A 21,414-nucleotide genomic window follows, 5' to 3' on the forward strand; every position below is an offset into this window, starting at 1 on the left:
AAAGGGGCGGCGGACCGAAGTCCGCCGCCCCGTTCTTGTCGCGCTGACGTCGCCTTAGAAGGACTTGGTCAGGTTCACGAAGGCCGTGCGGCCCAGGTAGTCGTAGCCCGAGTACAGCGGGGCGTTGCCGACCCGGTTGTACACGCCCGCCGAGATGGTCGGGGGGTTTTCGTTGAACAGGTTGCGAACGCCCAGGGTGGCGGTCCAGCCGTCGGCCGAATACTGGACCGAGGCGTTGTGCAGCCAGTAGTCGTCCACCGCGAGGTCGTAGTCCGAGGTGACCGGATCTTCCTCATAGTAGGCGTAGCTGTCGGTGCCCTGGATCCATTCGACGCCATAGCGGACGCGCCATTGATCCCAAGCGTAGGAGACGTCGGCGGTGCCGGTGAACTCCGGATTGTTGACCATGCCGGTGTAGTCGACCAGCGGGTCTTCCTCGAACAGCTTGTTGGAGATCTCCGTGTACTGGGTGATCGCCAGGTTCAGCAGGGCCGTGCCGGGACCGACGTCCTTGCGATAGCGGACCGTATAGTCCAGCCCCTTCACATTGTCGGTGGCCAGGTTCACGTAGCTGTCCGAGACCGTCAGGCTGTTGTCCGCCGGATCACGCGACACCAGGCGGCAGAAGCCGGCGTCGGCGGCGAAGTCTTCCGGGTTGGAGTCGTAGCAGCGGGTCAGGATTTCGCCTGCGCCGGTGCGCGACACGCCGTTCTCGACCTCGATCTCATAGTAGTCGACGGCGAAGGCCAGGTCGCCCCAGCTTGACGGCATCGGAGGACGCACGACCAGACCCAGGGTCATGTTGGTCGAGGTCTCGGCCGACAGGCCGGCCTCAGCGCCCCCTGCGGTGATCACCCGGACGCTGTTGGTGGACTGGAAGTCGCCGGCCAGGCCTTCGGACGCGCAGTTGGCGACGCGGTTGGGGTTCACGCCCGGCGCGCCGTAGTCGTTGCAGCGGTCGATCGAGTTCGACTGGAAGCCGCTGGTGGCGCCGACGAACTGTTCGAACAGGGCCGGGGCCCGGTAGGAGGTGCCGTAGGTGCCGCGAACCGTGATCCAGTCGATCGGACGATAGACCAGACCGACCTTGTAGGTCGTGTCGTCGCCGTAGGAGTCATAGTCGGTGTAACGGGCCGAACCGTTCAGGGTCAGCTCGCGAACGCCAGGCAGATCAACCAGCAGCGGGGCCTCGATCTCGCCGAAGACTTCCTTCACCGAATCCGAACCGCGGGTGATGGCCGAGGTCGAATAGTTGTAGGTGTTGCCCAGCTGGCTATCCAGGCCCGGGGTGTCGTCGATCTCGGACTCACGCCATTCGGCGCCGAAGAAGCCCATGACGCGGCCGGCGGGCAGGCTGAACAGCGGACCGTCGATGCCGATGCTGGCGACCTTCTCGATGAACTCGGTCGTGCCGGTCACCGGACGGAAGACATAGTCCTTCCAGTCCTGCGGCAGGACGCCGCCGATGGTCTGGGTCGTCAGGGCCGGAGCCGCGACACAGCCGGGGTTCGACGCCAGGGCGGCGCACTGGAAGCCGCCCGCGCCGTCGCTGACCACGTCCAGCGAAGCGATCAGATTGTCGGTCAGGAACTGTTCGCTGGTGTAGGTCGACTTGGACCGCGAATAGCTGACATAGGCGTCATAGCGCCATTCAGGCACGAAGAAGTCGCCCTTGATCCCGGCGACGTAGCGGCCGAAATCGACTTCCTGTTCGGAGTGATCGTTGCCGTAGCCGATGAAGGCGCGCACGCCGACGTCTTGGCCCTGGTTCAGCCCTTGGTCGCCAAAGGCGACGCTGCCCTGCAGATTGGCGGGGATCAGGGGGCTGCCGACGGCGTAGTCCAGCGCCAGCTGGCGGTAACCGGTTTGCGACGACTTGCGCTGATTGAACAGGGCCTCGCCGTAGATTTCAGCATTGCCCAGGGCGTTCAACTGATAGCCGGCTTCGCCGTACAGGGTGGTGATCTCGACCGGCGAGATCAGCGACTCGTTCAGCATCCGGTCTTCGAAGGTGTCGCGGACGTTCAGGTCGTTGCCCGGGCCGCCCACGCCTTCAAAGCCGACCAGACCGGTCGTGACGGCCGAGTTCGGACGCCAGCGGTTGAAGGTCGTGCCGGTCGCGCCCGGCGCCGCGACGCCGGTCGTAGCGCCCGTGGCGATCGTGTTGATCGTCACGCCGTTCGAGCCGGTCGTGGTGACCGGATAGCATTTCGACTGGCCGGTCAGCGGGTCGATATAGTCCTGGCCGTTGCGGAAGCCGTCGGTCTGGCAACGGGTGAACTCGCGGTCGCGCAGGGTCAGTTCGTCGCGCTCGTAGCGCTCGATCGAACCGGCGGCGCGCCAGCGATCGCCGCGAACGCCTGCGGTCAGCGACAGACGGGTCGAACCGCCCGCGCCATTGGCCTCCAGGGGCTCGTTGCGCTGTCCTTCAAAGACCAGGCCTTCGAAGTTCTGGCGGGTCTGGATATTGACCACCCCGGCGACGGCGTCGGAGCCGTAGACCGAAGAGGCGCCGTCGCGCAGCACTTCGACCCGGTCGATCATGGCGGTCGGCAGGACGTTCAGGTCAGCCGCGCCGACCGAACCGCGCGAACCGGCCGGCGAAACGCGACGGCCGTTCAGCAGCACCAGAGTCCGGCTCGGGCTCATGCCGCGCAGGCCGATGGTGTTGGCGCCGGGGCCGCCGTCGGTGACATAGCCGCCGTAGGCGTTGTTGATTTGGGACGTGCCGCCGGTCACGGCGGTGCTTTGCAGCGCCTCAGTGATCGAGGCGAAGCCCTGCAGGGTCGCCTCTTCGCGCGTCACCACCTGGGTCGGCGAGGGCGCATTGTAGTTGTCGCGCCGGATGCGCGAGCCGATGACGACGATGTCCTCGACCTGGGCGGAGCCGTCCTGGGCCGCCGTTCCGTCCTGAACCACGGCGGCGTCCTGGGCCAAGGCGCCGGAAGCGGCCAAGACCGAGATAGAAGCGGCCAATCCCCCGACAATAGTCGAAGAAAGAAGAGTGTTTTTACGAGTACGCATACGCCCCATTCACAAACAGTATTGATACACTACTTAGATCGGTAGCCGGGTAACAAAGGTATATATCACCGATACATCAAATGTATCAGTTCTGTGACCCTGTTAAGGATCGGGAATACGGGCCGCAACCAAAAAGTCGCACAAACGTACGATTAGCGACGAAAAACCGAAAAACAGCAGCCACGTCGCGGCATATCGAAGCATGTTCTTTTCGCGTAGTGACGTTTTGTCGCCATTTTTTGGCCCACCTGCGCCACATTCTGCGCGCTACAGGCGCTCTTCGGCTCTCTGGCGCCCTTGCCGTCGCCGCACTAAGTTCTGTTCATGAACCGTTCTTCGACGCCGAAGCCCGCTGCGGCCAAGCCCGCCAAGCCCGTCCCCGCCAAACCCGTCCATGTGCCCGATCCCGGCGTGCGGGAGGCGGCGGCCGCCTTCATTCGCGACACCGGGAAAATGCCGATGTTCGCCCCGGTGACGGGTCCGCGCCTGACGCCGGAGGAGCCGGTCGCCGCCCCGGCCGACTGGGTGCCGCACCGCCCCTCGCGCGAAGGCGCCAAGAAGGGCGGGCGCTTTCGGCTGGAGACGAAATACACCCCCGCCGGCGATCAGCCCGCCGCCATCGCCGAACTGGTGGCCCAGGCCGAGGCGGGCGACCGGGATCAGGTGCTGCTGGGCGTCACCGGCTCGGGCAAGACCTTCACCATGGCCAAGGTCATCGAACAGACCCAGCGCCCGGCCCTGATCCTGGCGCCCAACAAGACCCTGGCGGCCCAGCTCTATTCCGAGTTCAAGAGCTTCTTCCCGGACAACGCCGTCGAATATTTCGTCAGCTATTACGACTACTACCAGCCCGAAGCCTACGTCCCGCGCACCGACACCTATATCGAGAAGGACAGCTCGATAAACGAGCAGATCGACCGGATGCGCCACTCGGCGACGCGGGCGATCCTGGAGCGGGACGACGTCATCGTGGTCGCCTCCGTCTCCTGCATCTACGGCATAGGCTCGGTCGAGACCTATACGGCCATGACCTTCAGCCTGAAGGTCGGCGACCAGATCGACGAGGCCAAGCTGAGGGCCGATCTGATCGCGCTGCAGTACAAGCGCAACGATCTGAATTTCGAACGCGGCATGTTCCGCAAACGCGGCGACGTGATCGAAATCTTCCCGGTCCACCTGGAGGACCGGGCCTGGCGCCTCAGCCTGTTCGGCGACGAGCTGGAATCGATCCAGGAGTTCGATCCCCTGACCGGCAAGAAGACCGCCGAGCTGAACGAGATCACCGTCTACGCCGCCAGCCACTATGTGACCCCGCGCCCGACGCTGAACCAGGCCGTCAACGGCATCAAGGCCGAGCTGAAGGAGACGCTGGACTGGATGATCGAGAACGGCAAACTGCTGGAGGCCCAGCGGCTGGAGCAACGCACCCGTTTCGACCTGGAGATGATGGAGGCCACCGGCAGCTGCGCCGGCATCGAGAACTATTCCCGCTGGCTGACCGGCCGCGCCCCCGGCGAGCCCCCGCCCACCTTCTTCGAATACATCCCCGACAACGCCCTGCTGTTCGTGGACGAGAGCCACGTCACCATCGGCCAGATCAACGGCATGTTCCGCGGCGACTACCGCCGCAAGTCCACCCTGGCCGAATACGGCTTCCGCCTGCCCTCCTGCATCGACAACCGCCCGCTGAAGTTCGAGGAATGGGACGCCATGCGCCCCCAGACCATCCACGTCTCGGCCACCCCCGGCCCGTGGGAGATGGAGCGGGCCGGCGGCGTCTTCGTCGAACAGGTCATCCGCCCCACCGGCCTGATCGACCCCCCGGTCGAGATCCGCCCGGTCTCCGGCGCCACCCGCAACCAGGTCGACGACGTCATCGACGAGGTCAAGGCCACCACCCGCGCCGGCTACCGCAGCCTGGTCACCACCCTGACCAAGAAGATGGCCGAGGACCTGACCGAATATATGCACGAACAGGGGGTGCGGGTCCGCTACATGCACTCCGACGTCGACACGCTGGAGCGGATCGAGATCCTGCGCGACCTGCGTCTGGGCGCCTTCGACTGTTTGATCGGCATCAACCTGCTGCGCGAGGGGCTGGACATCCCCGAATGCGGCCTGGTCGCCATCCTGGACGCGGACAAGGAGGGCTTCCTGCGCTCCGAGACCAGCCTGATCCAGACCATCGGCCGCGCCGCGCGCAACGTCGACGGCCGCGTCATCCTCTACGCCGACCGCATGACCGGCTCGATGGAGCGCGCCATCGCCGAGACCGACCGCCGCCGCGAACGCCAGATGGCCTATAACGCCGAACACGGCATCACGCCCGAAAGCGTCAAGCGCGACATCAAGGAAATCCTCGACAGCCCCTATGAGTCCCGCGAGATGGACCGCCTGACCCGCCCCGGCGTGGCCGAGGCCTCCAAACCCTTCGTCGGCTCCAACTTCCAGGCCGCGCTCAAGGACCTGGAAGGCCGCATGCGCGAGGCCGCCTCCAACCTGGAGTTCGAGGAAGCGGCCCGCCTGCGCGACGAGATCAAGCGCATGAAGCTGCTGGACCTGGAATTCGCCAACGAGGCCCTGACGGGGGCGGGCGAAGAGGTGGACCGGTCGGCGCCGAAGAAGTGGCGCAGGGAGGCGGCGGCGGAGAAGGCGGAGGCGTTCAGGAAGGGGCGGCTGTAGGGGCCTCCCGCTTCCTTCTCCCCTTGCGGGAGAAGGTGGCCGAGCGAAGCGAGGTCGGATGAGGGGTCACGCTGGCCCTAACGATCCACGCCGAACCGACCCCTCATCCGGCCCTTCGGGCCACCTTCTCCCGCAAGGGGAGAAGGGACACGCAATTTAGAGGTAACCTTCGCTCAGGGCTTTTCGGAGCCTTCAAGCTCTTTGATCCGCTTCTCGATCTGATCAGACAGTTGATAGATGTCCGTCAGGTCGCCGATCAGATGTCGGGTTTCGTCCTTGTCGGAGAAGGTGCCGACATACTTCTTGGTGACGCCGTTGAAGTGCAGGCGGGCGATGGTCTTGCGGTTGTTGTCGTCCAGCAGGATCGCGCAATAGGACTGGGCGTCGCGCATGACGATGCGTTTGGGCTTTACGACTTTAGAGGCGATGGCCTGGATGATGTGGAAGCCGGACACCTCTTCTTCCGTTGTCACGACGATTTCCGGATCGCTCGGCGGGGCTTCGTCTTGGTCGGTCATAGACGGGCCGGTCGCGTTCAGGGCCGTGGACAGGCGCTCGTTGACCTTGTCGCGAATGATCGAAGAAAAGGTCGCCACGACCATTTTGCCGAAATTCTCGCGTACCTGAGCAGTGACGCGCCCCTCGTGGACACGGGTGGCCATCATCCGCACGAACTCCTCCGAGGGCTCGGCCATCTCTTTTTCCAGTTCCTTGCGAAGCATGGACTGGAGTTTCAGCAGTCCCGCTTCCTGAACGATCTTGTCGATGTCGAACGAGAGCTTGGTGAATTTCTCGACCGTGCGGCCATCGGTCGGCTTCAGCGCGTCCATGCTGAAGGTGAAGAACGGCTTGTCGTCCATCTTGTTGGTGGCTTCGACGTCGGAATAGAACTGGTAGACGACGCCGTTGGTCAGGATAGCCAGCCGGGCATCCGTCACCGAGAAATAGCGAAACAACTGGCTGGCGTGGTTGAGGTTTAGCGCCACATTGCTAGGCTTACACTCGATCAGAATGCGGATCTTGCCACCATGGCAGATGGCGTAATCGACCTTCTCACCCTTCTTGGTGCCGACGTCGGCTGTATATTCCGGAATGACCTCGGACGGGTTGAACACGTCGTAGCCCAGCGCTTGGATGAAGGGCATGACCAAGGCCGTCTTTGCGGCCTCTTCGGTCAGCAACACCTCTCGATGCTCCATCGTGCGTTTCTGAAGTTCGCCCAGTTTCGTTTGAATGTCCAAGGCTTTCCCCCTTATTGAACAACGATAGCTAAGCCGCAACCGGCACGGGAGTCTAGCGCCGTCGGCGGACAATCAATCTGGATGAGGGGTTTCACTGGCCCTGACGGTCCACGACGAACCGACCCCTCATCCGGCCCTGCGGGCCACCTTCTTCCGCAGGGGGAGAAGGAAGGGCGATTAGCGCCCTGGTAAAGACCGTCACCGTCATACTAACCTAAGGTTGGTGGGGAGACTGGGTTGGTCGATCAGGGCAAGTATGGCCGCAACTGGGATGATGAGGAGTTGGACCTCATCGTCGCCGACTATTTCGCCATGCTCGACGACGCCGTCTCTGGTCGTCCGCTGGTCAAGTTGCACCATGCCAAGGCCTTGTCACAGCAGATCGGCCGCACGGTCGGCTCGGTCGGTCAGAAGTACGGAAACATCTCCGCCGTCCTGACCGAGCTGGGCATGCCAAAGCTGAACGGTTTCGGTAGTCGGCCGAACTACCAAGAGGCCATCTTCTCCGCACTGGAACGCCATCTCGACCAGCACCCAGCCGCTTGGGACATCGGGATGCCATTGCGCGACTCCCTGCGGGCCCAAGCGGCCGAACAGCCGATATATGGAAGCGGGGTGTCAGAGCCCTCGACCGTGTTTGAGCCGGCGCCCCTGCTGATGACCGCGGCCCCTCCCCTTGGCGCGGAGAGGCCCCGGCGACCCGCGGGCCTGTCGCGACTGGTTCGGAAGTTCGATCCGGCGGCTCGCGATCAGCGGAACCGGCAGCTTGGCTTGTTAGGCGAGGAGCGCATCTTCCATCACGAACGCGCCCATCTGATCGCCCATGACCGGGCGGATCTAGCGAAGAAGGTCGAATGGACGTCGCAGGAGCGCGGAGACGGAGCCGGGTACGACATCCGCAGCTTCGATCCGACGAATGGTCGTGAGCGACTGATCGAGGTGAAGGCCACGCGCGGCGGCGCATCGACGGACTTCTTCCTCACGCGAACGGAATGCGAGGTGGCGCAGGAGCGGCCTGACGCATGGCGGCTTTACCGGGTGCATAGCTTGCCCGTCCGGCCGGAATTCTTCGTCCTCGCGCCGCCGCTGGAAAGCGCGGTGGTGCTGACGCCGGAGGCGTGGCGGGCGTCCTTCTGACCCCTCATCCGGCCCTGCGGGCCACCTTCTCCCGCAGGGGGGAGAAGGAGGTTGCAATCTTGGCGAGTGTTGCGCACAATCTGAATATGGACGACTGGCTGCAATCCCGCGCCAAACAGATGCGCCGCGAGCCCGTCCATTATGAGCGGCGGCTGTGGGGCCTGTTGCGGGATCGGCGGCTGGCGGGGCTGAAGTTTCGGCGACAGATGGTGATCGGGCGGTATATCGTCGACTTCGTCTGCCTGAGGCATCGGCTGATCGTCGAGGCGGACGGGCCGCAGCATGACGACCAGATCGAGGACGCCGAGCGGGACGCCTGGCTGCGCGAACAGGGGTTTTGGGTGCTGCGGTTTCCGAATGGGATGATCGGGAACCAGCGGGAAGCGGTGCTGTCGGCCATTGTGGCGGCGACGGAGGAAAGACTGACGCGCGACTGAGGCTTCCTTCTCCCCTTGCGGGAGAAGGTGGCAGCCGAAGGCTGACGGATGAGGGGTTACACCGGCTCTGACGGTTCAGGCTGAACGACCCCTCATCCGGCCCTGCGGGCCACCTTCTCCCGCAAGGGGAGAAGGAGATGGGCCACGTCCGGTTCTGGCGTAACGGCGGTTTAGGCCGTGGGGACATGAGCCAGGGCATTCACCGCAAGATCCGATCCGACGCCGTCTGGGCCGAGGTGCGCAAGGCGTGGGAGGATGGGGAGACCGCGCGGTCGGTCGCGCGGCGGTATGACGTCGGGGTGCACGCCCTGTGGAAGCGGCGCGAGGCGGAGGGCTGGGCGCGGCCGGAGCCGAAGGCGGGGCCGGTGGAGCCGGCCGAGGGCTGGGGCGCCTATGTGCAGGGGCGGCGCGACGCCTTCGAGGCGCGCCTGGCGGATGCGCGGGCGCTGGCGGAATGTCTGGTCGAGGCGATGAAGGACGAGCGGCTGACGCGGGCGCCGCACTGGCATATTCCGTGGCTGTATCGCTGGCGCGCCGACCATCTGGGCCCCGAGGCGGCGGCGCGGGACCGGGAACGGGCGGTGGAGATGGGGTATGTCTGGGCCGAGGCGTTCTGGGACGAGGACGGGGCGCTGAGGCCGCTTTACCGACTGGATGCAGAGATGGCGCGTCTGCACCCGCAGGAGTGGCGCCGGGCGGTGGGCGTGCCGGAGGGGGTGGAGGTGGGACTCCTTCTTCCCTTGCGGGAGAAGGTGGGCGACCCTCGGGCTTGTCCCGAGGGGAGGTCGGATGAGGGGTTGCACCAGCCCTGACGGTCCACGCCGAACCGACCCCTCATCCGGCCCTGCGGGCTACCTTCTCCCGCAAGGGGAGAAGGAAGAAGTTGAGCGCGGCGGTCTCCATTTCGGCGGCCAAGCCATCCCCTGATCGTTCGTCATCCTCCGGCAAGCCGCGCCGGCCGCCGCGCCCCGGTCGCCACCTGACCATGGATGGCCGATAACCTGACCGAGTGCATGCACGAAGAGGCGGCTCGCTTGCGCGCCGAGATCAAGCGTATGAAGAAGATGGACCTGGAGTTCGCCCAGGACATGATGAGCAGCTGAGCCCCTGCGGCGATCGAGACCTGACCCATGATACGTCTTTATGTGACCGGCGACCTGTCGCCCGGCGCCGCCGTCGCCCCGACCCTGGACCAGTCCCGCTACCTCACCCAGGTGATGCGGCTGAAGGCGGGCGACGAACTGCTGGTCTTCAACGGCCGCGACGGGGAATGGCGCGCCGCGATCGCCGAGGTGCTGAAGAAGGGCGTCATCCTGCGCGCCGAGGCCCAGACCCGACCCCAGACGCTCGGCCCGGATCTGGAGCTGATCGTCGCCGTGGTGAAGAAGGCCCGGGTCGAGACCATCGTCGAAAAGGCCGCGGAACTGGGCGCCCGCCGGGTGCGGCTGGTGCTGACGAAACGCACCAATGCGGACCGTATCCGTCTGGACCGGCTGGACGCCATCGCCGAGGAGGCCGCCGAACAGACCGGCCGCCTGGACGTCCCCCGCATCGACGATCCGATCAAGCTGGACGCCCTGCTGGACGGCTGGGAGGCCGGGCGGCGGCTGATGTTCTGCGACGAGACCGGCGGGGCGCCGGCGATCCGAGCGCTGACGGCGGCCGTTCAGGGATTCCAGGATCAAAAATGGTCCATTCTGATCGGCCCCGAAGGCGGCTTTTCGCCCGAGGAGGGCGAACGGCTCCGCGCCCTGCCCTTCACCACCGCCGTTTCGCTCGGCCCGCGCATCCTGCGCGCCGACACCGCCGCCATCGCCGCCATGACCCTGTGGCAGGCGGCGGTCGGCGACTGGGACCGCTGAGAGACGCCGTTCCCCCTCATTCCTCCCCCATTCCTCCCCCGCTGGGGGAGGGGGACCGCCGCGCCCTTGCGCGGGGGTGGAGGGGGCCAGGCGCCGCAATCTGCCCAGCGCCCCCTCCGTCTCTCCGCTGCGCTCCGAGCCACCTCCCCCAGAGGGGGAGGATTTTTGACGTTGCGATCCGTTCCGGAATACGCGCCGCCCCCTTGAGCCTTGCCTCAACCTCGCCCATCTAGCCGCGACAGACGGTCGCTGATGCGCCGAAGGGGACTGACGCATGACCGACAACGCGCCGCTGAGCCGGACCGCCCTGATCGAAGCCATGTCCAAGGGGATCAAGCCCAAGGACCAGTGGCGCATCGGCGCCGAGCACGAGAAGTTCGGCTTCGACAAGACCACCCTGGCCCGCCCCGCCTATGACGGCCCGAACGGCATCAAGGCCATGCTGGAGGGGCTGCAGCGCTTCGGCTGGACGCCGGTCGAGGAGAACGGCTTTCTGATCGGGCTGGAGCGCCGGAACGACGAGGGCTTCGTCGCCTCAGTCAGCCTGGAGCCCGGCGGGCAGTTCGAACTGTCGGGCGCCCCGCTCCTGACCATCCACGACATCTGCAATGAGACCGGCCAGCATCTGATGGAGGTCAAACAGGTGGCCGACCAGCTGGGCGTCGGCTTTCTGGGCGCCGGCTTCGACCCGCTGTGGACCCGCGAGCAAACGCCGGTCATGCCCAAGGGCCGCTATGACATCATGCGCGCCTACATGCCCAAGGTGGGGTCGCTGGGCCTGGACATGATGCTGCGCACCTGCACCATCCAGGCCAATCTGGACTTCGATTCCGAAGCCGACATGGTGCTGAAGTTCCGCACCTCCCTGGCGCTTCAGCCGATCGCCACCGCCCTGTTCGCCAACAGCCCCTTCACCGAAGGCCGGCCCAACGGCTTCCTGTCGGCCCGCGCCAATGTCTGGACGGACACCGACCCGGATCGAACCGGCATGCTGGGCTTCGTCTTCGAAGACGGCTTCGGCTTCGAGCGCTACGCCGACTATGCGCTGGACACCCCGATGTATTTCGCCAAGCGCGACGGTCGATACGTCGACGCCTCGGGCCAGTCGTTCCGTGATTTTCAGGCCGGGAAACTGCCCGCCCTGCCCGGCGACTATCCGACCATCAAGGACTGGAACGACCATCTGACCACCCTCTTCCCCGAGGTGCGGCTGAAGGCCTATCTGGAGATGCGCGGCGCCGACGGCGGCCCGTGGAGCCGGATCTGCGCCCTGCCCGCCCTGTGGGCCGGCGTCCTGTACGACGCGCCGTCGCTGGCGGCCGCCTGGGACCTGGTCAAGGACTGGGACATCGCCGACCACGAGCGCCTGCGCCGCGATGTGACCCGCCTGGGCCTCAAGGCCGAAGTTGCGGGCCGCAGCGTGCGCGACATCGCCGTGGACCTGGTCAATATCGCCAAACAGGGTCTGAAAAACCGGGCGCGCTTTTCGGGCGGCATGGTGGACGAGCGCGGCTATCTGTCCGAACTGGAGGACATCGCCGACAGCGGGATCACCCCAGCCGAGCGGCTGCTGGACCTGTACCACGGCCCCTGGGGCGGCGATGTGAAGCGGATTTACGCCGATTTCGCCTACTGATGAAAAGGCGTCCTTAACCCGCAAGCTGTACGGCGTGTCCCATACGGGTAAGCCGAACAATGACCAGCCGCTCGATCGCAGACTCGCTCACGCCTGCCGCGCCCTTTGACGCCCCTCGCAGGGCGCCGGAGCTGGATCTCGACACCTTCTTCGACGTCTCGCTGGATCTGCTGGTGGTGCGCGACATCAACGGGCCCGTGCTCAAGGCCAGCGCCTCCTGGTTCACCGTGCTCGGCTATCGTCCCGAGGCGTTGGTGGGCCGCCTCCTGCCCAGCCTGATCCATCCCGACGATCAGGAGGCGACGCGCGAGGCCATGGCCGAGGTCGTCAGCCGTCGGCCGGGTGATCCCGTTCTGGGCCAGATCAACCGGTATCGCCACCGGGACGGCCGCTACGTCACCCTGGAATGGCGCGCCCAGCGGTTGGGGAACCGGATCTTCGGCGTCGCGCGCGACGTCACCCAGAAGGTCGCGGCTGAGCGCGCCCTGATGGAGGCCAAGGCCGCAGCGGAAGCCGCAAACCAGGCCAAATCCGACTTCCTGGCCAATATGAGCCATGAAATCCGCACGCCGCTGAACGGCGTCATCGGAATCGTCGACGCCCTGTCGAAGACCGACCTCAGCCCAGAACAGGCCGAGATGGTCGCCTTGATCGCGAGTTCGGGCGTGACGCTGGAGCGCCTGGTCTCGGACATTCTGGACGTATCCAAGATCGAGGCCGGCCAGCTGAACCTGGAGACCCGCCCCTTCGACCTGGACGAGGCGCTGGAGGCCGGCCTGGACGTGGCGCGGCTGCGGGCCGAGGCCAAGGGCCTGACCCTGGAGGTGCGGCGCGACGCCGACGCCCGCGGCGTCTTCGTCGGCGACAGTCTGCGAATCCGCCAGATTCTGGACAATCTCCTGTCCAATGCGGTCAAGTTCACTCAGCACGGCGGCGTCCAAGTCGACGTCCGGGTGTGCGAAGACTCCGACGGCCTGACCGTGCTGAGCCTGACGGTGCAGGATACGGGGGTGGGCTTTTCCTGCGACCACGCCGCGCGCCTGTTCGAGCGGTTCACTCAGGCCGACAGCACCGTCACCCGGCGCTTCGGCGGGACCGGTCTCGGTCTGTCGATCTGCCACGCCCTGACGGAGATGATGGGCGGCCGCATCAGAGCCGCCTCGACACCGGGCGTCGGCAGCCGGTTCACGGTCGAAATTCCGTTGCCGCGCGTCAGCAGCCTGGGTGATTACGATGTCCAGACACGCGGCCGGGCGACGCAGATCGCCGCGCCCCTGCCCGCGCTCCGCGTGCTTCTGGCCGAAGATCACCCCGTCAACCAGCGGGTCGTCCAGTTGATCCTGGGCGCGCACGACATGCAGATCGTCACGGTCGACAACGGGCTCCAGGCCCTTGAGGCCTTCCAGAGCCAGGACTTCGACCTGGTGCTGATGGACATGCAGATGCCGGAAATGGACGGCCTGACGGCGACACGCGCCATTCGCCGGGTGGAGGCGAGCCGCCGCAGGCGCACTCCCGTCATCATGCTCAGCGCCAACGCCATGGACGACCACCGCCGTCAGGCCCTGGCGGCCGGCGCCGATCTGCACGTCTCCAAGCCCGTCACCGCCGCCGCCCTGCTGGGCGGCATTCAGGTCTTGATGGCCGCCCCTGCGACCGCCTCTGACGTGCGAGCGGGGTAAGGCCCCGTCCTGAGGGACAAATCGGACACATCGGACAGTTCGGACACCCTTTTTCGGCCGATCGTCCCTTGGGGGTGGAAATTGACAAAGTTTGCCAAAGGTCCATCCTCCGACGCGATAGGGAAGGACCGCCCATGGCTACGATGAACATCTCCCTGCCCGACCCGATGAAGGCCTGGGTCGAGGAACAGGCCCAATCGGGCCGCTACGCCAACGCCTCCGACGTCATCCGCGACCTGATCCGCCGCGAGCAGGTCAAGGCGGAAAAGATCGCGCACTGGCAAAGATTGATCGCAGAGGCCGACGCCTCTGGCGTTTCCGATCAGTCTCCGCGTGAAGTGATTGAGGAACTGCGCGCCCAGTTGCGCCGCGCCTCCTAATGCTTCGCCTGAGCCGCGAGGCGCGGGCGGACTTGCAGCAGGTCTATTTGCAAGGTCTGGAACTGTTTGGGAGCCGTCAGGCCGATGACTATATCGAGGGCCTGTTCGCGAAACTGGATTTGCTTACGGACTTCCCCCGGCTCGGAGCCGCTCGGCCCGAGTTGAGCGCGGACGCTCACGTGATGTTCTACAAGAGCCATGCCGTCCTCTATCGGATCGACGATGCGGACGTGTTTATCCGACGCATTCGGCACGCGCTTGAGGATTGGCAATCCGATGGCTCTGAGGTCGGATCGAACGACGAAGGGAGCGAACCATGACCCACCCCATCCACATCGGCATAGGCGGCTGGACCTATGAGCCCTGGCGCGGGGTCTTCTATCCAGAGGGCCTAGTTCAAAAGCGCGAGCTGGAATACGCCGCCTCGAAACTGACCTCGATCGAGATCAACGGCACCTATTATTCGACCTTCAAACCCGACAGCTGGAAGAAGTGGCGCGACGAGACGCCGGACGGCTTCGTCTTCTCGGTCAAGGCCAGCCGCTACTGCACCAATCGCAAGGTCCTGTCCGAAGGCGGCGAGAGCTTCGACCGATTCCTGTCCCAGGGCCTGACCGAACTGGGCGACAGGCTGGGGCCGATCAACTGGCAGTTCATGGGGACCAAGAAGTTCGATCCAGAGGACTTCGAGGGTTTCTTGAAGCTGCTGCCGCCCGAGAAGGACGGAGTCCGCCTGCGCCACGCCCTGGAGGTCCGCAACCCGACCTTCGCCACCGAACAGTTCTATGACCTGGCTCGCAAATACGGCGTCGCCATCGTCTACGCCGTCGATGACGAAGAGCCGACCTGGCCCCAGATCGACGAGGCGACCGCCGACTTCTCCTATGCCCGGCTGATGTCCAGCCGCCAGGACGAACCGACCGGCATGACCGCCGACGAACTGTCCGCCGTCGCCGACCAGGTCCGCGCCTGGGCCGAGCGCGGCGAGGTCTTCGCCTATTTCATCTCGGGGGCCAAGGCGCGCAATCCGGCGGCGGCCATGGCTCTGATCGCCCAGCTCAAATAGGGCCGGCCTTGCGGGCGGCGCCTGCGGTGCGCATCTGTCAGCCACGCCCTAAAGCCTGAAGGACTCCCCATGCCGATCGCCACCCGCGCCTTCGCCGCGACCGCCGCCGACAAGCCCCTGGTCCCCTACAGCTTCGAGCGGCGTGATCCCGGGCCGGACGATGTGCTGATCGAGATCAAATACTGCGGCATCTGCCATTCGGACCTGCACATGGCCCGCAGCGAGACCGGACCCGCATCCTATCCCCTGGTGCCGGGCCACGAGATCGCCGGCGTGGTCAAGGCCGTCGGCTCCAGCGTCGTCCGTTTCAAGGAAGGCGACCGCGTCGGCGTCGGCTGCATGGTCGACAGCTGCCGCGAATGTTCATCCTGCCGGGAGGGGCTTGAGCAATATTGCGTGCCCGGCTTCACCGGCACCTACGGCGCTAAGGACAGGAAGGGCGGCACGGCCGAGACCATCACCCAGGGCGGCTATTCCGACCATATCACGGTGGATCAGCACTTTGTCGTCACCATTCCCGACAGCCTGCCGCTGGACGTCGCCGCCCCCCTGCTGTGCGCCGGCGTGACGACCTATTCGCCGCTGAAGGAATGGAAGGTCGGACCGGGCTCCAAGGTGGCGGTCATCGGCCTGGGCGGACTGGGCCATATGGCGGTCAAGCTGGCCGCCGCCATGGGCGCCGAGGTCACGGTCCTGTCCACCTCCGACCGCAAGAAGGCCGATGCGGAGCGGATGGGCGCCGAACATTTCCTGATCAGCAGCGACAAGGCGGCGATGAAGGCGGCGGCCGAAAGCTTCGACCTCATCATCAACACCGTCTCGGCGACCCACGAGATCGCCGCCCACACCCAGCTTCTGGCCCGCGACGGGACCATGGTCATGCTGGGGCTGACCACCGAGGGCCTGCCGGTTTACGCCGTGCCCCTGCTGTGGCGTCGGCGGCGGATCGCCGGCTCTCTGATCGGCGGCATGGCCGAGACCCAGGAGATGCTGAACTTCTGCGCCGAACACGGCATCGTCTGCGACATCGAGACCATCGCCCCGGACCAGATCAATGACGCCTATGAGCGGATGCTGAAGTCCGACGTCCGCTATCGGTTCGTCATCGACATGGCGAAGATGGCGGCCTGACGCGCCTGAACAGGCGTAAAGGCGCCGCAGGGGAAATCGGCCTTTGATCCGCAACCCCTGCGCGGCTACACCTTGAGCGACAGTCCGCAGCAGACGGACGCGAGGAAACAAGGACGGACGGATGGCGCGCGTAGCATTGGTGACCGGCGGAACCCGGGGCATAGGCAAGGCGATCGTTCAACGCCTCAGCGAGGACGGCATAAGGGTGGCCGCCGGCTATTCCGGCAATGACGAGGCGGCCCAGGCCACCGCCCGCGCCCTGGGCGTCATGGTGGTCAAGGGCAATGTCGGCAGTTTCGAGGACTGCGCCCGCGCCGTCAGCGAGGTCGAGGCCGAACTGGGTCCGATCGACATCCTGGTCAACAATGCCGGCATTACCCGCGACGGCTTCTTCCACAAGATGAGCCACGACCAGTGGTCCGACGTGATCCGGGTGAATATGGACAGCGTCTTCAACATGACGCGCCAGGTCATCAACGGCATGCGCGACCGGGGCCACGGCCGGATCGTCAACATCTCCTCGATCAACGGTCAGAAAGGTCAGATCGGCCAGACCAACTATTCCGCCGCCAAGGCCGGAATGATCGGCTTCACCAAGGCCCTGGCGCTGGAAAACGCCAGGAAGGGCGTGACCGTCAACTGCATCGCCCCCGGCTATATCGACACCGAAATGGTCGGCGCCATGGACCCCAAGGTTCTGGAATCGATCGTGTCGCAGATTCCCGTCGGCCGCCTGGGCAAGGGCGAGGAGATCGCCGACATGGTCTCCTGGCTGGTGGGCGAGCGTGCTGGATATGTCACAGGCTGCACCCTGTCGCTGAACGGCGGCCAATACTTGGTCGGGTGAACGGGCTTCGCCCAAAATCCGCCGCGTGACGGTTTCATCCATAGTCTCATGATGTTGACGGGATCGGCCTGGGCGAAAAAATCGCCGCGCGGGACTGCGACGGCGCTTGCCGCCGTCGTCGCCCTTGGCCTGTCCGTCGCCGCCCCGGCCGTCCTGCCGGCCGACTGCCACGCCCAGTCGCGCCGCAACCTGCCCCCGTCGGCCCGCTACGTCTCCGGCACGGGTCAAGCCTTCGTGCTGGATGTGACGGGCGCCCGGCCCCTGATGCGGTTCGAGCAGTCGACCGAGATCTGGGTGCTGCGTCCAACCGCCGCGCCGCGCGGCGACATCATCTATCGCAACGACAACGGCGATCAGATCCTGCGGGTCACGCCCGACGGCGGCATGACCCTCTACACCACCGCCGCGCCGCAAGGATCGCCGGTGTCGCGCAACGGCGAGGCCGCGCCCCTTCTGGCGCCCGGCCTGACCGCCGTTCAGCTGTGGAACTACATCGTCCGCCAGAGCGACCGCGCCAGCCGGGCTCTGGGGCGCCTGGTCGTGGTCGATGTCGATATCCAGCCGGGGTCCGAGGCGGTGGCCGCCGACGCCCTGTCCACCGCCGTGGACGCCATCGTCCGCATGGCCCGCTCGCCCAATCTACGGTCCGAAGCCAACCGCATCCGGCGGATCGAAATCGTCGATCAGGGCCGCACCAGCCAGACGGCCTTCAGCCGCGGCACCCTGCGGATCGTGATCGAGCCGCGCGCCGGCGTCGCGGGCCGCCCGTCCTCGGCGCGGATCGTGCGCCTGGTGGCGGACGACGTCCTCAGCCGCTGAAGCCGTCCTTGGCCGCCCGACGCGCGGCGAACTGCTCTGCGTCACCCGCCCGCAGGAAGGGGTTGAACCGCAGTTCCGTCTCGAGGGTCGTGGGCACGGTCGCCTCGCCCCGCGCCCGCGCCTCAAAGATCGCCTCGGCGTGGGCGGCCGTCTCGGGCCGGGGGTCCAGGCTCAGGGTGAAGCGCGCATTGGCGGCCGTATATTCATGGGCGCACCAGATCACCGTCTCCGGCGGCCAGGCCGCCAGGGTCTGAAGGCTGGCCCACATCTGTTCGGGCGTCCCCTCGAACAGGCGGCCGCAACCCAGGGCGAACAGGGTGTCGCCGACGAAGGCCGCCCCCGCCTCCACCGACCGATAGACGACGTGGCCCAGGGTGTGGCCCGGCGTGGCCGTGACCTCAAACCGGGTCTCGCCCACCGCGACCGTGTCCCCATCGCCGACGACGCGGTCCAGCGGCGCCACGCGCGCCACCTCCTGCGGCCCCACGATCTCGCAGCCCGTCTCGGCCTTCAGCCTATCGTTGCCTTCTGTGTGATCGGGATGCCAGTGGGTGTTCAGGATCACGTCCAGCCGCCCCCAGCCCAGGCCGTCCAGCTCTTGCAGGATGCGCGCCGCGTCCGGCGTATCGACCGCCGCGACGGTTCCCGTCGCCCGATCGCGGATCAGAAAGCCGTAGTTGTCGCTGCGGCAGGGAAACAGGTGAACATCCAGGGTCATGGCGACGTTCTAGCAGGACGGACCCCGGCGGCCTATGGTGGCGACATGCGGCGCAGCATCGACGAGCTTCGAACCTTCTACGGCGAGCCGACCGGCGCCCTGGCTCGTCGACTGCTGGCGCGTCGGCTGGAGGACGCCTGGGGCGAGGCGACAGGCTGCGACGTTCTGGGCCTGGGCTACGCCACCCCCTGGCTGGACGCCTTCGTCGGGGCGCGGCGGGTCGTGGCGGCCATGCCCGGCGGCCAGGGCGTGGAACAATGGCCCAGCGTCGGCCGAAACCGCAGCCTGCTGGTCGATGACCGCCGCCTGCCCTTCGCCGCCGGCGCCTTTGACCGAATCCTGCTGGTCCACGCCCTGGAGGAGGCCGACGACCCGACGGCCCTGCTGCTGGAGGCGGTGCGCGCCCTGGCCCCGACCGGCCGCATCATCCTGGCCGCCGCCGCGCGGGGCGGGCTCTGGTCCCGCGCTGAAAACACCCCCTTCGGCCACGGTCGGCCGTTCACGCGGGGCCAGCTGGAACGGCTGGTGCGCGAGGCGGGGCTGGAGCCGACGGCCTGGTCCCAGACCCTCTATGTTCCGCCCTGGTCGCCCCTTCTGCCCCTGGCCGACGGTTTCGAACAGGTCGGCCGTCGGATCGCGCCTGGCGCGGCCGGTCTGATCCTGCTGGAGGCGTCGCGTCAGGCCTACGCCCGCATCCGCCCCAGCGGCAAGGCCCAGCGCGTCCCGGCCAAGGCGGCGCTTGCGCCTCAGCCTGCCGCCTCCGTCTCGCACGACGGGCCGCTCGGCTGATCGCTTCTGACGGGGAGTTGACGTCGTTCCATCTGGTCGCCGCCTGCGAACGGCCTTATGGCGAAGCCCCATGCATCGACTGATCCTCATGCGGCACGCCCAGGCCGAGCCGAACAGCCCGTCCGGCGGCGATGAAGCCCGCCCCCTGTCCGCCGTCGGACGCAACGAAGCCCTGCTGATGGGGCGGGCCCTGGCTGAGCGCGGGCTGAAGCCCGATCTGGCCCTGGTATCCTCGGCGGTCCGCACCCGCCAGACCTGGGAGCAGATGCATGACGCCTTCGGCGATGTGGAGGTGCGCGACGAGCCGCGCCTGTACAACGCCCCCGCCGACGTCCTGCGCGGCTTCGTCGAGGCCAGCGAGGAAGAGGCCGGCTGTCTGCTGGTTCTGGCCCACAATCCGGGGGTCCATGCGCTGGCCGGCGACTATCTGTCGGAAAGCGCGGCCTCGCCCGCCATTCTCGATCGCCTGGCCGGGGGTTTTCCGACCGGGGCGGCGGCCCTGTTCACCGTCGATGCGGCCGGGCGCTGCACCTACGAAGGCTTTCTGACCCCGCGCACCCTGGGCGGGGCGGCATGACGTCCGTCGCCTATAAGATCCTGTCGTCGAACGACTGGCGCCGCATGGTGGCGGAAGGTCGCTACCAAGGCTCCGTCGTCGATCTGGCCGACGGCTACATCCATATGTCGACGGCCGATCAACTGGCCGAGACCGCGCGCCGCCACTACGCCGGTCAGGCCGATCTGATGCTGCTGACGATCGATCTGGCGCTGCTCGACGAAGCCCTGGTGTGGGAGCCGTCGCGCGGCGGCGCCCTGTTTCCCCATCTCTACGCCCCCCTGCCCGTCGCCGCCGTCACCGCCAGCCGCCCCTTCGCCGTAGCCGAGGACGGGGCCATGCGGTTCGAGGATGCGGCATGAACCTGTTCGACGGCTTGGCGGCCGGCCTGCGCCGTCTGGACCCGGAAACCGCGCACCGGCTGGCGATCCAGGGTCTGGCCCTGGCGCCCCTGCCCGCCGCCCCGGTCGATGATCCCATCCTGCACACGACAATCGCCGGCCTCGACCTGCCCAATCCGATCGGCCTGGCGGCGGGATTGGACAAGAACGGGGAGGCGCTGCGCGGCCTGTCGCGGCTTGGCTTCGGCTTTGTGGAATGCGGCTCGGTCACGCCCCGGCCCCAGGCCGGCAATCCCCGGCCGCGGCTGTTCCGACTGCAGGAAGACCAGGCGATCATCAATCGCATGGGCTTCAACAACGCCGGGCTCGACGCCTTCGCCGCCCGGCTTGAGCGACGCCCCCAGGGCGTCGTCGTCGGCGCCAATCTGGGCGCCAACAAGGATACGGAGGACAAGGCGGCCGACTATGTCGCCGGGCTTCAGCGCCTCGCGGGCCGGGCCGCCTATTTCACGGTCAATATCTCCTCGCCCAATACGCCCGGCCTGCGCGCCTTGCAGGGGCGGGACCAGCTGGACGATCTGCTGGGTCGGATCGAGGCGGCCCGGCCGACGGCCCGACCCGACCGCGCGCCGGTCTTCCTGAAGATCGCGCCGGACCTGGTCGCAGGCGAGATCGGCATGATCGTCGAGGCCGCCCTGGCCCATCGGATCGACGGGCTGATCGTCTCCAACACCACCCTGGAACGCCCCGAAACCCTAAGCTCGCCCCAGGCCGGAGAGAGCGGCGGCCTGTCGGGTCTTCCCTTGCGTCCCTTCGCCGAAAGGGCGCTGCGGGCGGCGGCCGAGGCGGCGCAAGGCCGTCTGCCGCTGATCGCCGTCGGCGGGATCGACAGCGGGGCCGAAGCCTATGCTCGCCTTCGCCTGGGGGCCTCGGCGGTGCAGATCTATTCCGCCCTGATCTATCAGGGACCGGGATTGGTCGGCGCGATCAAACGCGACCTGGCCGCCCGCCTGCGCGCCGACGGGTTTTCCACCGTTTCCGCCGCCGTGGGATCGGGCCGTTGACG

20 protein-coding genes are annotated in these 21,414 nt (G+C 66.6%); 17 read left to right on the top strand and 3 right to left on the bottom strand.

Annotated elements, in window-relative coordinates; all coding sequences use genetic code 11:
* Window positions 1–54 precede the first annotated feature (54 nt).
* On the bottom strand, window positions 55–2,976 hold the full coding sequence (locus GGQ93_RS02690; protein WP_224764368.1) for a TonB-dependent receptor domain-containing protein: 2,922 nt from the start codon (window positions 2,974–2,976) through the stop codon (window positions 55–57).
* Window positions 2,977–3,348: 372 nt separating this feature from the next.
* On the opposite strand from GGQ93_RS02690, the gene uvrB reads away from it, so the two are divergent.
* A complete protein-coding gene (gene uvrB, locus GGQ93_RS02695; RefSeq protein ID WP_183215036.1) occupies window positions 3,349–5,706 on the top strand; it encodes an excinuclease ABC subunit UvrB in 2,358 nt (785 codons plus the stop codon).
* 173 nt (window positions 5,707–5,879) lie between these two features.
* On the opposite strand, the gene GGQ93_RS02700 is transcribed toward uvrB, so the two are convergent.
* Window positions 5,880–6,947: a type I restriction endonuclease gene (locus GGQ93_RS02700; protein WP_183215037.1), complete on the bottom strand. Its 1,068-nt coding sequence runs from the start codon at window positions 6,945–6,947 to the stop codon at window positions 5,880–5,882.
* A 237-nt stretch (window positions 6,948–7,184) separates the two neighbouring features.
* Between GGQ93_RS02700 and GGQ93_RS02705 the strand changes: the two genes are divergently transcribed.
* The 12 genes from GGQ93_RS02705 to GGQ93_RS02760 all read left to right on the top strand — a co-directional run bounded on the left by GGQ93_RS02705 (window position 7,185) and on the right by GGQ93_RS02760 (window position 17,944).
* Window positions 7,185–8,084, top strand: a complete 900-nt coding sequence (locus GGQ93_RS02705) for a protein NO VEIN domain-containing protein (RefSeq protein ID WP_183215038.1) — start codon at window positions 7,185–7,187, stop codon at window positions 8,082–8,084.
* Window positions 8,085–8,143: 59 nt separating this feature from the next.
* The gene (locus GGQ93_RS02710) at window positions 8,144–8,521 is read left to right on the top strand and encodes an endonuclease domain-containing protein (protein ID WP_311734573.1); all 378 of its coding nucleotides are present in this window, start codon (window positions 8,144–8,146) and stop codon (window positions 8,519–8,521) included.
* 185 nt (window positions 8,522–8,706) lie between these two features.
* Window positions 8,707–9,333, top strand: coding sequence for a hypothetical protein (locus GGQ93_RS02715; RefSeq protein ID WP_183215039.1), 627 nt, complete (start codon window positions 8,707–8,709; stop codon window positions 9,331–9,333).
* Window positions 9,334–9,651: 318 nt separating this feature from the next.
* A complete protein-coding gene (locus tag GGQ93_RS02720) occupies window positions 9,652–10,383 on the top strand; it encodes a 16S rRNA (uracil(1498)-N(3))-methyltransferase (RefSeq protein ID WP_183215040.1) in 732 nt (243 codons plus the stop codon).
* Window positions 10,384–10,657: 274 nt separating this feature from the next.
* Complete coding sequence (locus GGQ93_RS02725) at window positions 10,658–12,019, top strand: glutamate--cysteine ligase (protein WP_183215041.1); 1,362 nt, start codon at window positions 10,658–10,660, stop codon at window positions 12,017–12,019.
* Between the two features lie 59 nt (window positions 12,020–12,078).
* Window positions 12,079–13,701 (top strand): ATP-binding protein, encoded by a 1,623-nt coding sequence (locus GGQ93_RS02730; RefSeq protein ID WP_183215042.1) that lies wholly within the window; start codon window positions 12,079–12,081, stop codon window positions 13,699–13,701.
* Window positions 13,702–13,835: 134 nt separating this feature from the next.
* Complete coding sequence (locus GGQ93_RS02735) at window positions 13,836–14,081, top strand: type II toxin-antitoxin system ParD family antitoxin (RefSeq protein WP_054766571.1); 246 nt, start codon at window positions 13,836–13,838, stop codon at window positions 14,079–14,081.
* The gene (locus GGQ93_RS02740; RefSeq protein ID WP_183215043.1) at window positions 14,081–14,401 is read left to right on the top strand and encodes a type II toxin-antitoxin system RelE/ParE family toxin; all 321 of its coding nucleotides are present in this window, start codon (window positions 14,081–14,083) and stop codon (window positions 14,399–14,401) included. Before GGQ93_RS02735 ends, GGQ93_RS02740 begins: the two co-directional genes overlap by 1 nt.
* On the top strand, window positions 14,398–15,147 hold the full coding sequence (locus tag GGQ93_RS02745; RefSeq protein ID WP_183215044.1) for a DUF72 domain-containing protein: 750 nt from the start codon (window positions 14,398–14,400) through the stop codon (window positions 15,145–15,147). The genes GGQ93_RS02740 and GGQ93_RS02745 overlap by 4 nt, the downstream gene beginning before the upstream one ends.
* Before the next feature lie 69 nt (window positions 15,148–15,216).
* Window positions 15,217–16,278 carry an NAD(P)-dependent alcohol dehydrogenase gene (locus GGQ93_RS02750; RefSeq protein ID WP_221233499.1) on the top strand — a complete coding sequence of 354 codons (1,062 nt, stop codon included), beginning with the start codon at window positions 15,217–15,219 and terminating at the stop codon, window positions 16,276–16,278.
* Window positions 16,279–16,399: 121 nt separating this feature from the next.
* Complete coding sequence (gene phbB, locus GGQ93_RS02755; protein ID WP_054766575.1) at window positions 16,400–17,125, top strand: acetoacetyl-CoA reductase; 726 nt, start codon at window positions 16,400–16,402, stop codon at window positions 17,123–17,125.
* Between the two features lie 48 nt (window positions 17,126–17,173).
* Window positions 17,174–17,944, top strand: a complete 771-nt coding sequence (locus tag GGQ93_RS02760; RefSeq protein WP_054766576.1) for a DUF4908 domain-containing protein — start codon at window positions 17,174–17,176, stop codon at window positions 17,942–17,944.
* Here GGQ93_RS02760 and gloB read toward each other — a convergent pair.
* Window positions 17,934–18,662 carry a hydroxyacylglutathione hydrolase gene (gene gloB / locus GGQ93_RS02765; RefSeq protein ID WP_183215045.1) on the bottom strand — a complete coding sequence of 243 codons (729 nt, stop codon included), beginning with the start codon at window positions 18,660–18,662 and terminating at the stop codon, window positions 17,934–17,936. The genes GGQ93_RS02760 and gloB overlap by 11 nt on opposite strands.
* 45 nt (window positions 18,663–18,707) lie before the next feature.
* On the opposite strand from gloB, the gene GGQ93_RS02770 reads away from it, so the two are divergent.
* From GGQ93_RS02770 to GGQ93_RS02785, 4 genes are all read left to right on the top strand, one after another.
* Complete coding sequence (locus tag GGQ93_RS02770) at window positions 18,708–19,451, top strand: class I SAM-dependent methyltransferase (RefSeq protein ID WP_183215046.1); 744 nt, start codon at window positions 18,708–18,710, stop codon at window positions 19,449–19,451.
* Between the two features lie 70 nt (window positions 19,452–19,521).
* Window positions 19,522–20,028 carry a SixA phosphatase family protein gene (locus tag GGQ93_RS02775; protein WP_054766579.1) on the top strand — a complete coding sequence of 169 codons (507 nt, stop codon included), beginning with the start codon at window positions 19,522–19,524 and terminating at the stop codon, window positions 20,026–20,028.
* Window positions 20,025–20,369, top strand: a complete 345-nt coding sequence (locus GGQ93_RS02780; protein ID WP_054766580.1) for a DUF952 domain-containing protein — start codon at window positions 20,025–20,027, stop codon at window positions 20,367–20,369. Before GGQ93_RS02775 ends, GGQ93_RS02780 begins: the two co-directional genes overlap by 4 nt.
* Window positions 20,366–21,412, top strand: a complete 1,047-nt coding sequence (locus tag GGQ93_RS02785; RefSeq protein ID WP_182714406.1) for a quinone-dependent dihydroorotate dehydrogenase — start codon at window positions 20,366–20,368, stop codon at window positions 21,410–21,412. Before GGQ93_RS02780 ends, GGQ93_RS02785 begins: the two co-directional genes overlap by 4 nt.
* Window positions 21,413–21,414 lie beyond the last annotated feature (2 nt).

The organism is Brevundimonas aurantiaca, from assembly GCF_014199955.1.
Classification (GTDB): Bacteria; Pseudomonadota; Alphaproteobacteria; order Caulobacterales; family Caulobacteraceae; genus Brevundimonas; species Brevundimonas aurantiaca.

Bases quoted from the DNA above. Each gene is read 5' to 3' on its own strand.
- uvrB (WP_183215036.1), top strand. From the start codon at position 3,349: ATGAACCGTTCTTCGACGCCGAAGCCCGCTGCGGCCAAGCCCGCCAAG.
- GGQ93_RS02715 (WP_183215039.1), top strand. From the start codon at position 8,707: ATGAGCCAGGGCATTCACCGCAAGATCCGATCCGACGCCGTCTGGGCC.
- GGQ93_RS02720 (WP_183215040.1), top strand. From the start codon at position 9,652: ATGATACGTCTTTATGTGACCGGCGACCTGTCGCCCGGCGCCGCCGTC.
- GGQ93_RS02725 (WP_183215041.1), top strand. From the start codon at position 10,658: ATGACCGACAACGCGCCGCTGAGCCGGACCGCCCTGATCGAAGCCATG.
- GGQ93_RS02730 (WP_183215042.1), top strand. From the start codon at position 12,079: ATGACCAGCCGCTCGATCGCAGACTCGCTCACGCCTGCCGCGCCCTTT.
- GGQ93_RS02735 (WP_054766571.1), top strand. From the start codon at position 13,836: ATGGCTACGATGAACATCTCCCTGCCCGACCCGATGAAGGCCTGGGTC.
- GGQ93_RS02740 (WP_183215043.1), top strand. From the start codon at position 14,081: ATGCTTCGCCTGAGCCGCGAGGCGCGGGCGGACTTGCAGCAGGTCTAT.
- GGQ93_RS02745 (WP_183215044.1), top strand. From the start codon at position 14,398: ATGACCCACCCCATCCACATCGGCATAGGCGGCTGGACCTATGAGCCC.
- GGQ93_RS02750 (WP_221233499.1), top strand. From the start codon at position 15,217: ATGCCGATCGCCACCCGCGCCTTCGCCGCGACCGCCGCCGACAAGCCC.
- phbB (WP_054766575.1), top strand. From the start codon at position 16,400: ATGGCGCGCGTAGCATTGGTGACCGGCGGAACCCGGGGCATAGGCAAG.
- GGQ93_RS02760 (WP_054766576.1), top strand. From the start codon at position 17,174: ATGATGTTGACGGGATCGGCCTGGGCGAAAAAATCGCCGCGCGGGACT.
- gloB (WP_183215045.1), bottom strand. From the start codon at position 18,662: ATGACCCTGGATGTTCACCTGTTTCCCTGCCGCAGCGACAACTACGGC.
- GGQ93_RS02770 (WP_183215046.1), top strand. From the start codon at position 18,708: ATGCGGCGCAGCATCGACGAGCTTCGAACCTTCTACGGCGAGCCGACC.
- GGQ93_RS02775 (WP_054766579.1), top strand. From the start codon at position 19,522: ATGCATCGACTGATCCTCATGCGGCACGCCCAGGCCGAGCCGAACAGC.
- GGQ93_RS02780 (WP_054766580.1), top strand. From the start codon at position 20,025: ATGACGTCCGTCGCCTATAAGATCCTGTCGTCGAACGACTGGCGCCGC.
- GGQ93_RS02785 (WP_182714406.1), top strand. From the start codon at position 20,366: ATGAACCTGTTCGACGGCTTGGCGGCCGGCCTGCGCCGTCTGGACCCG.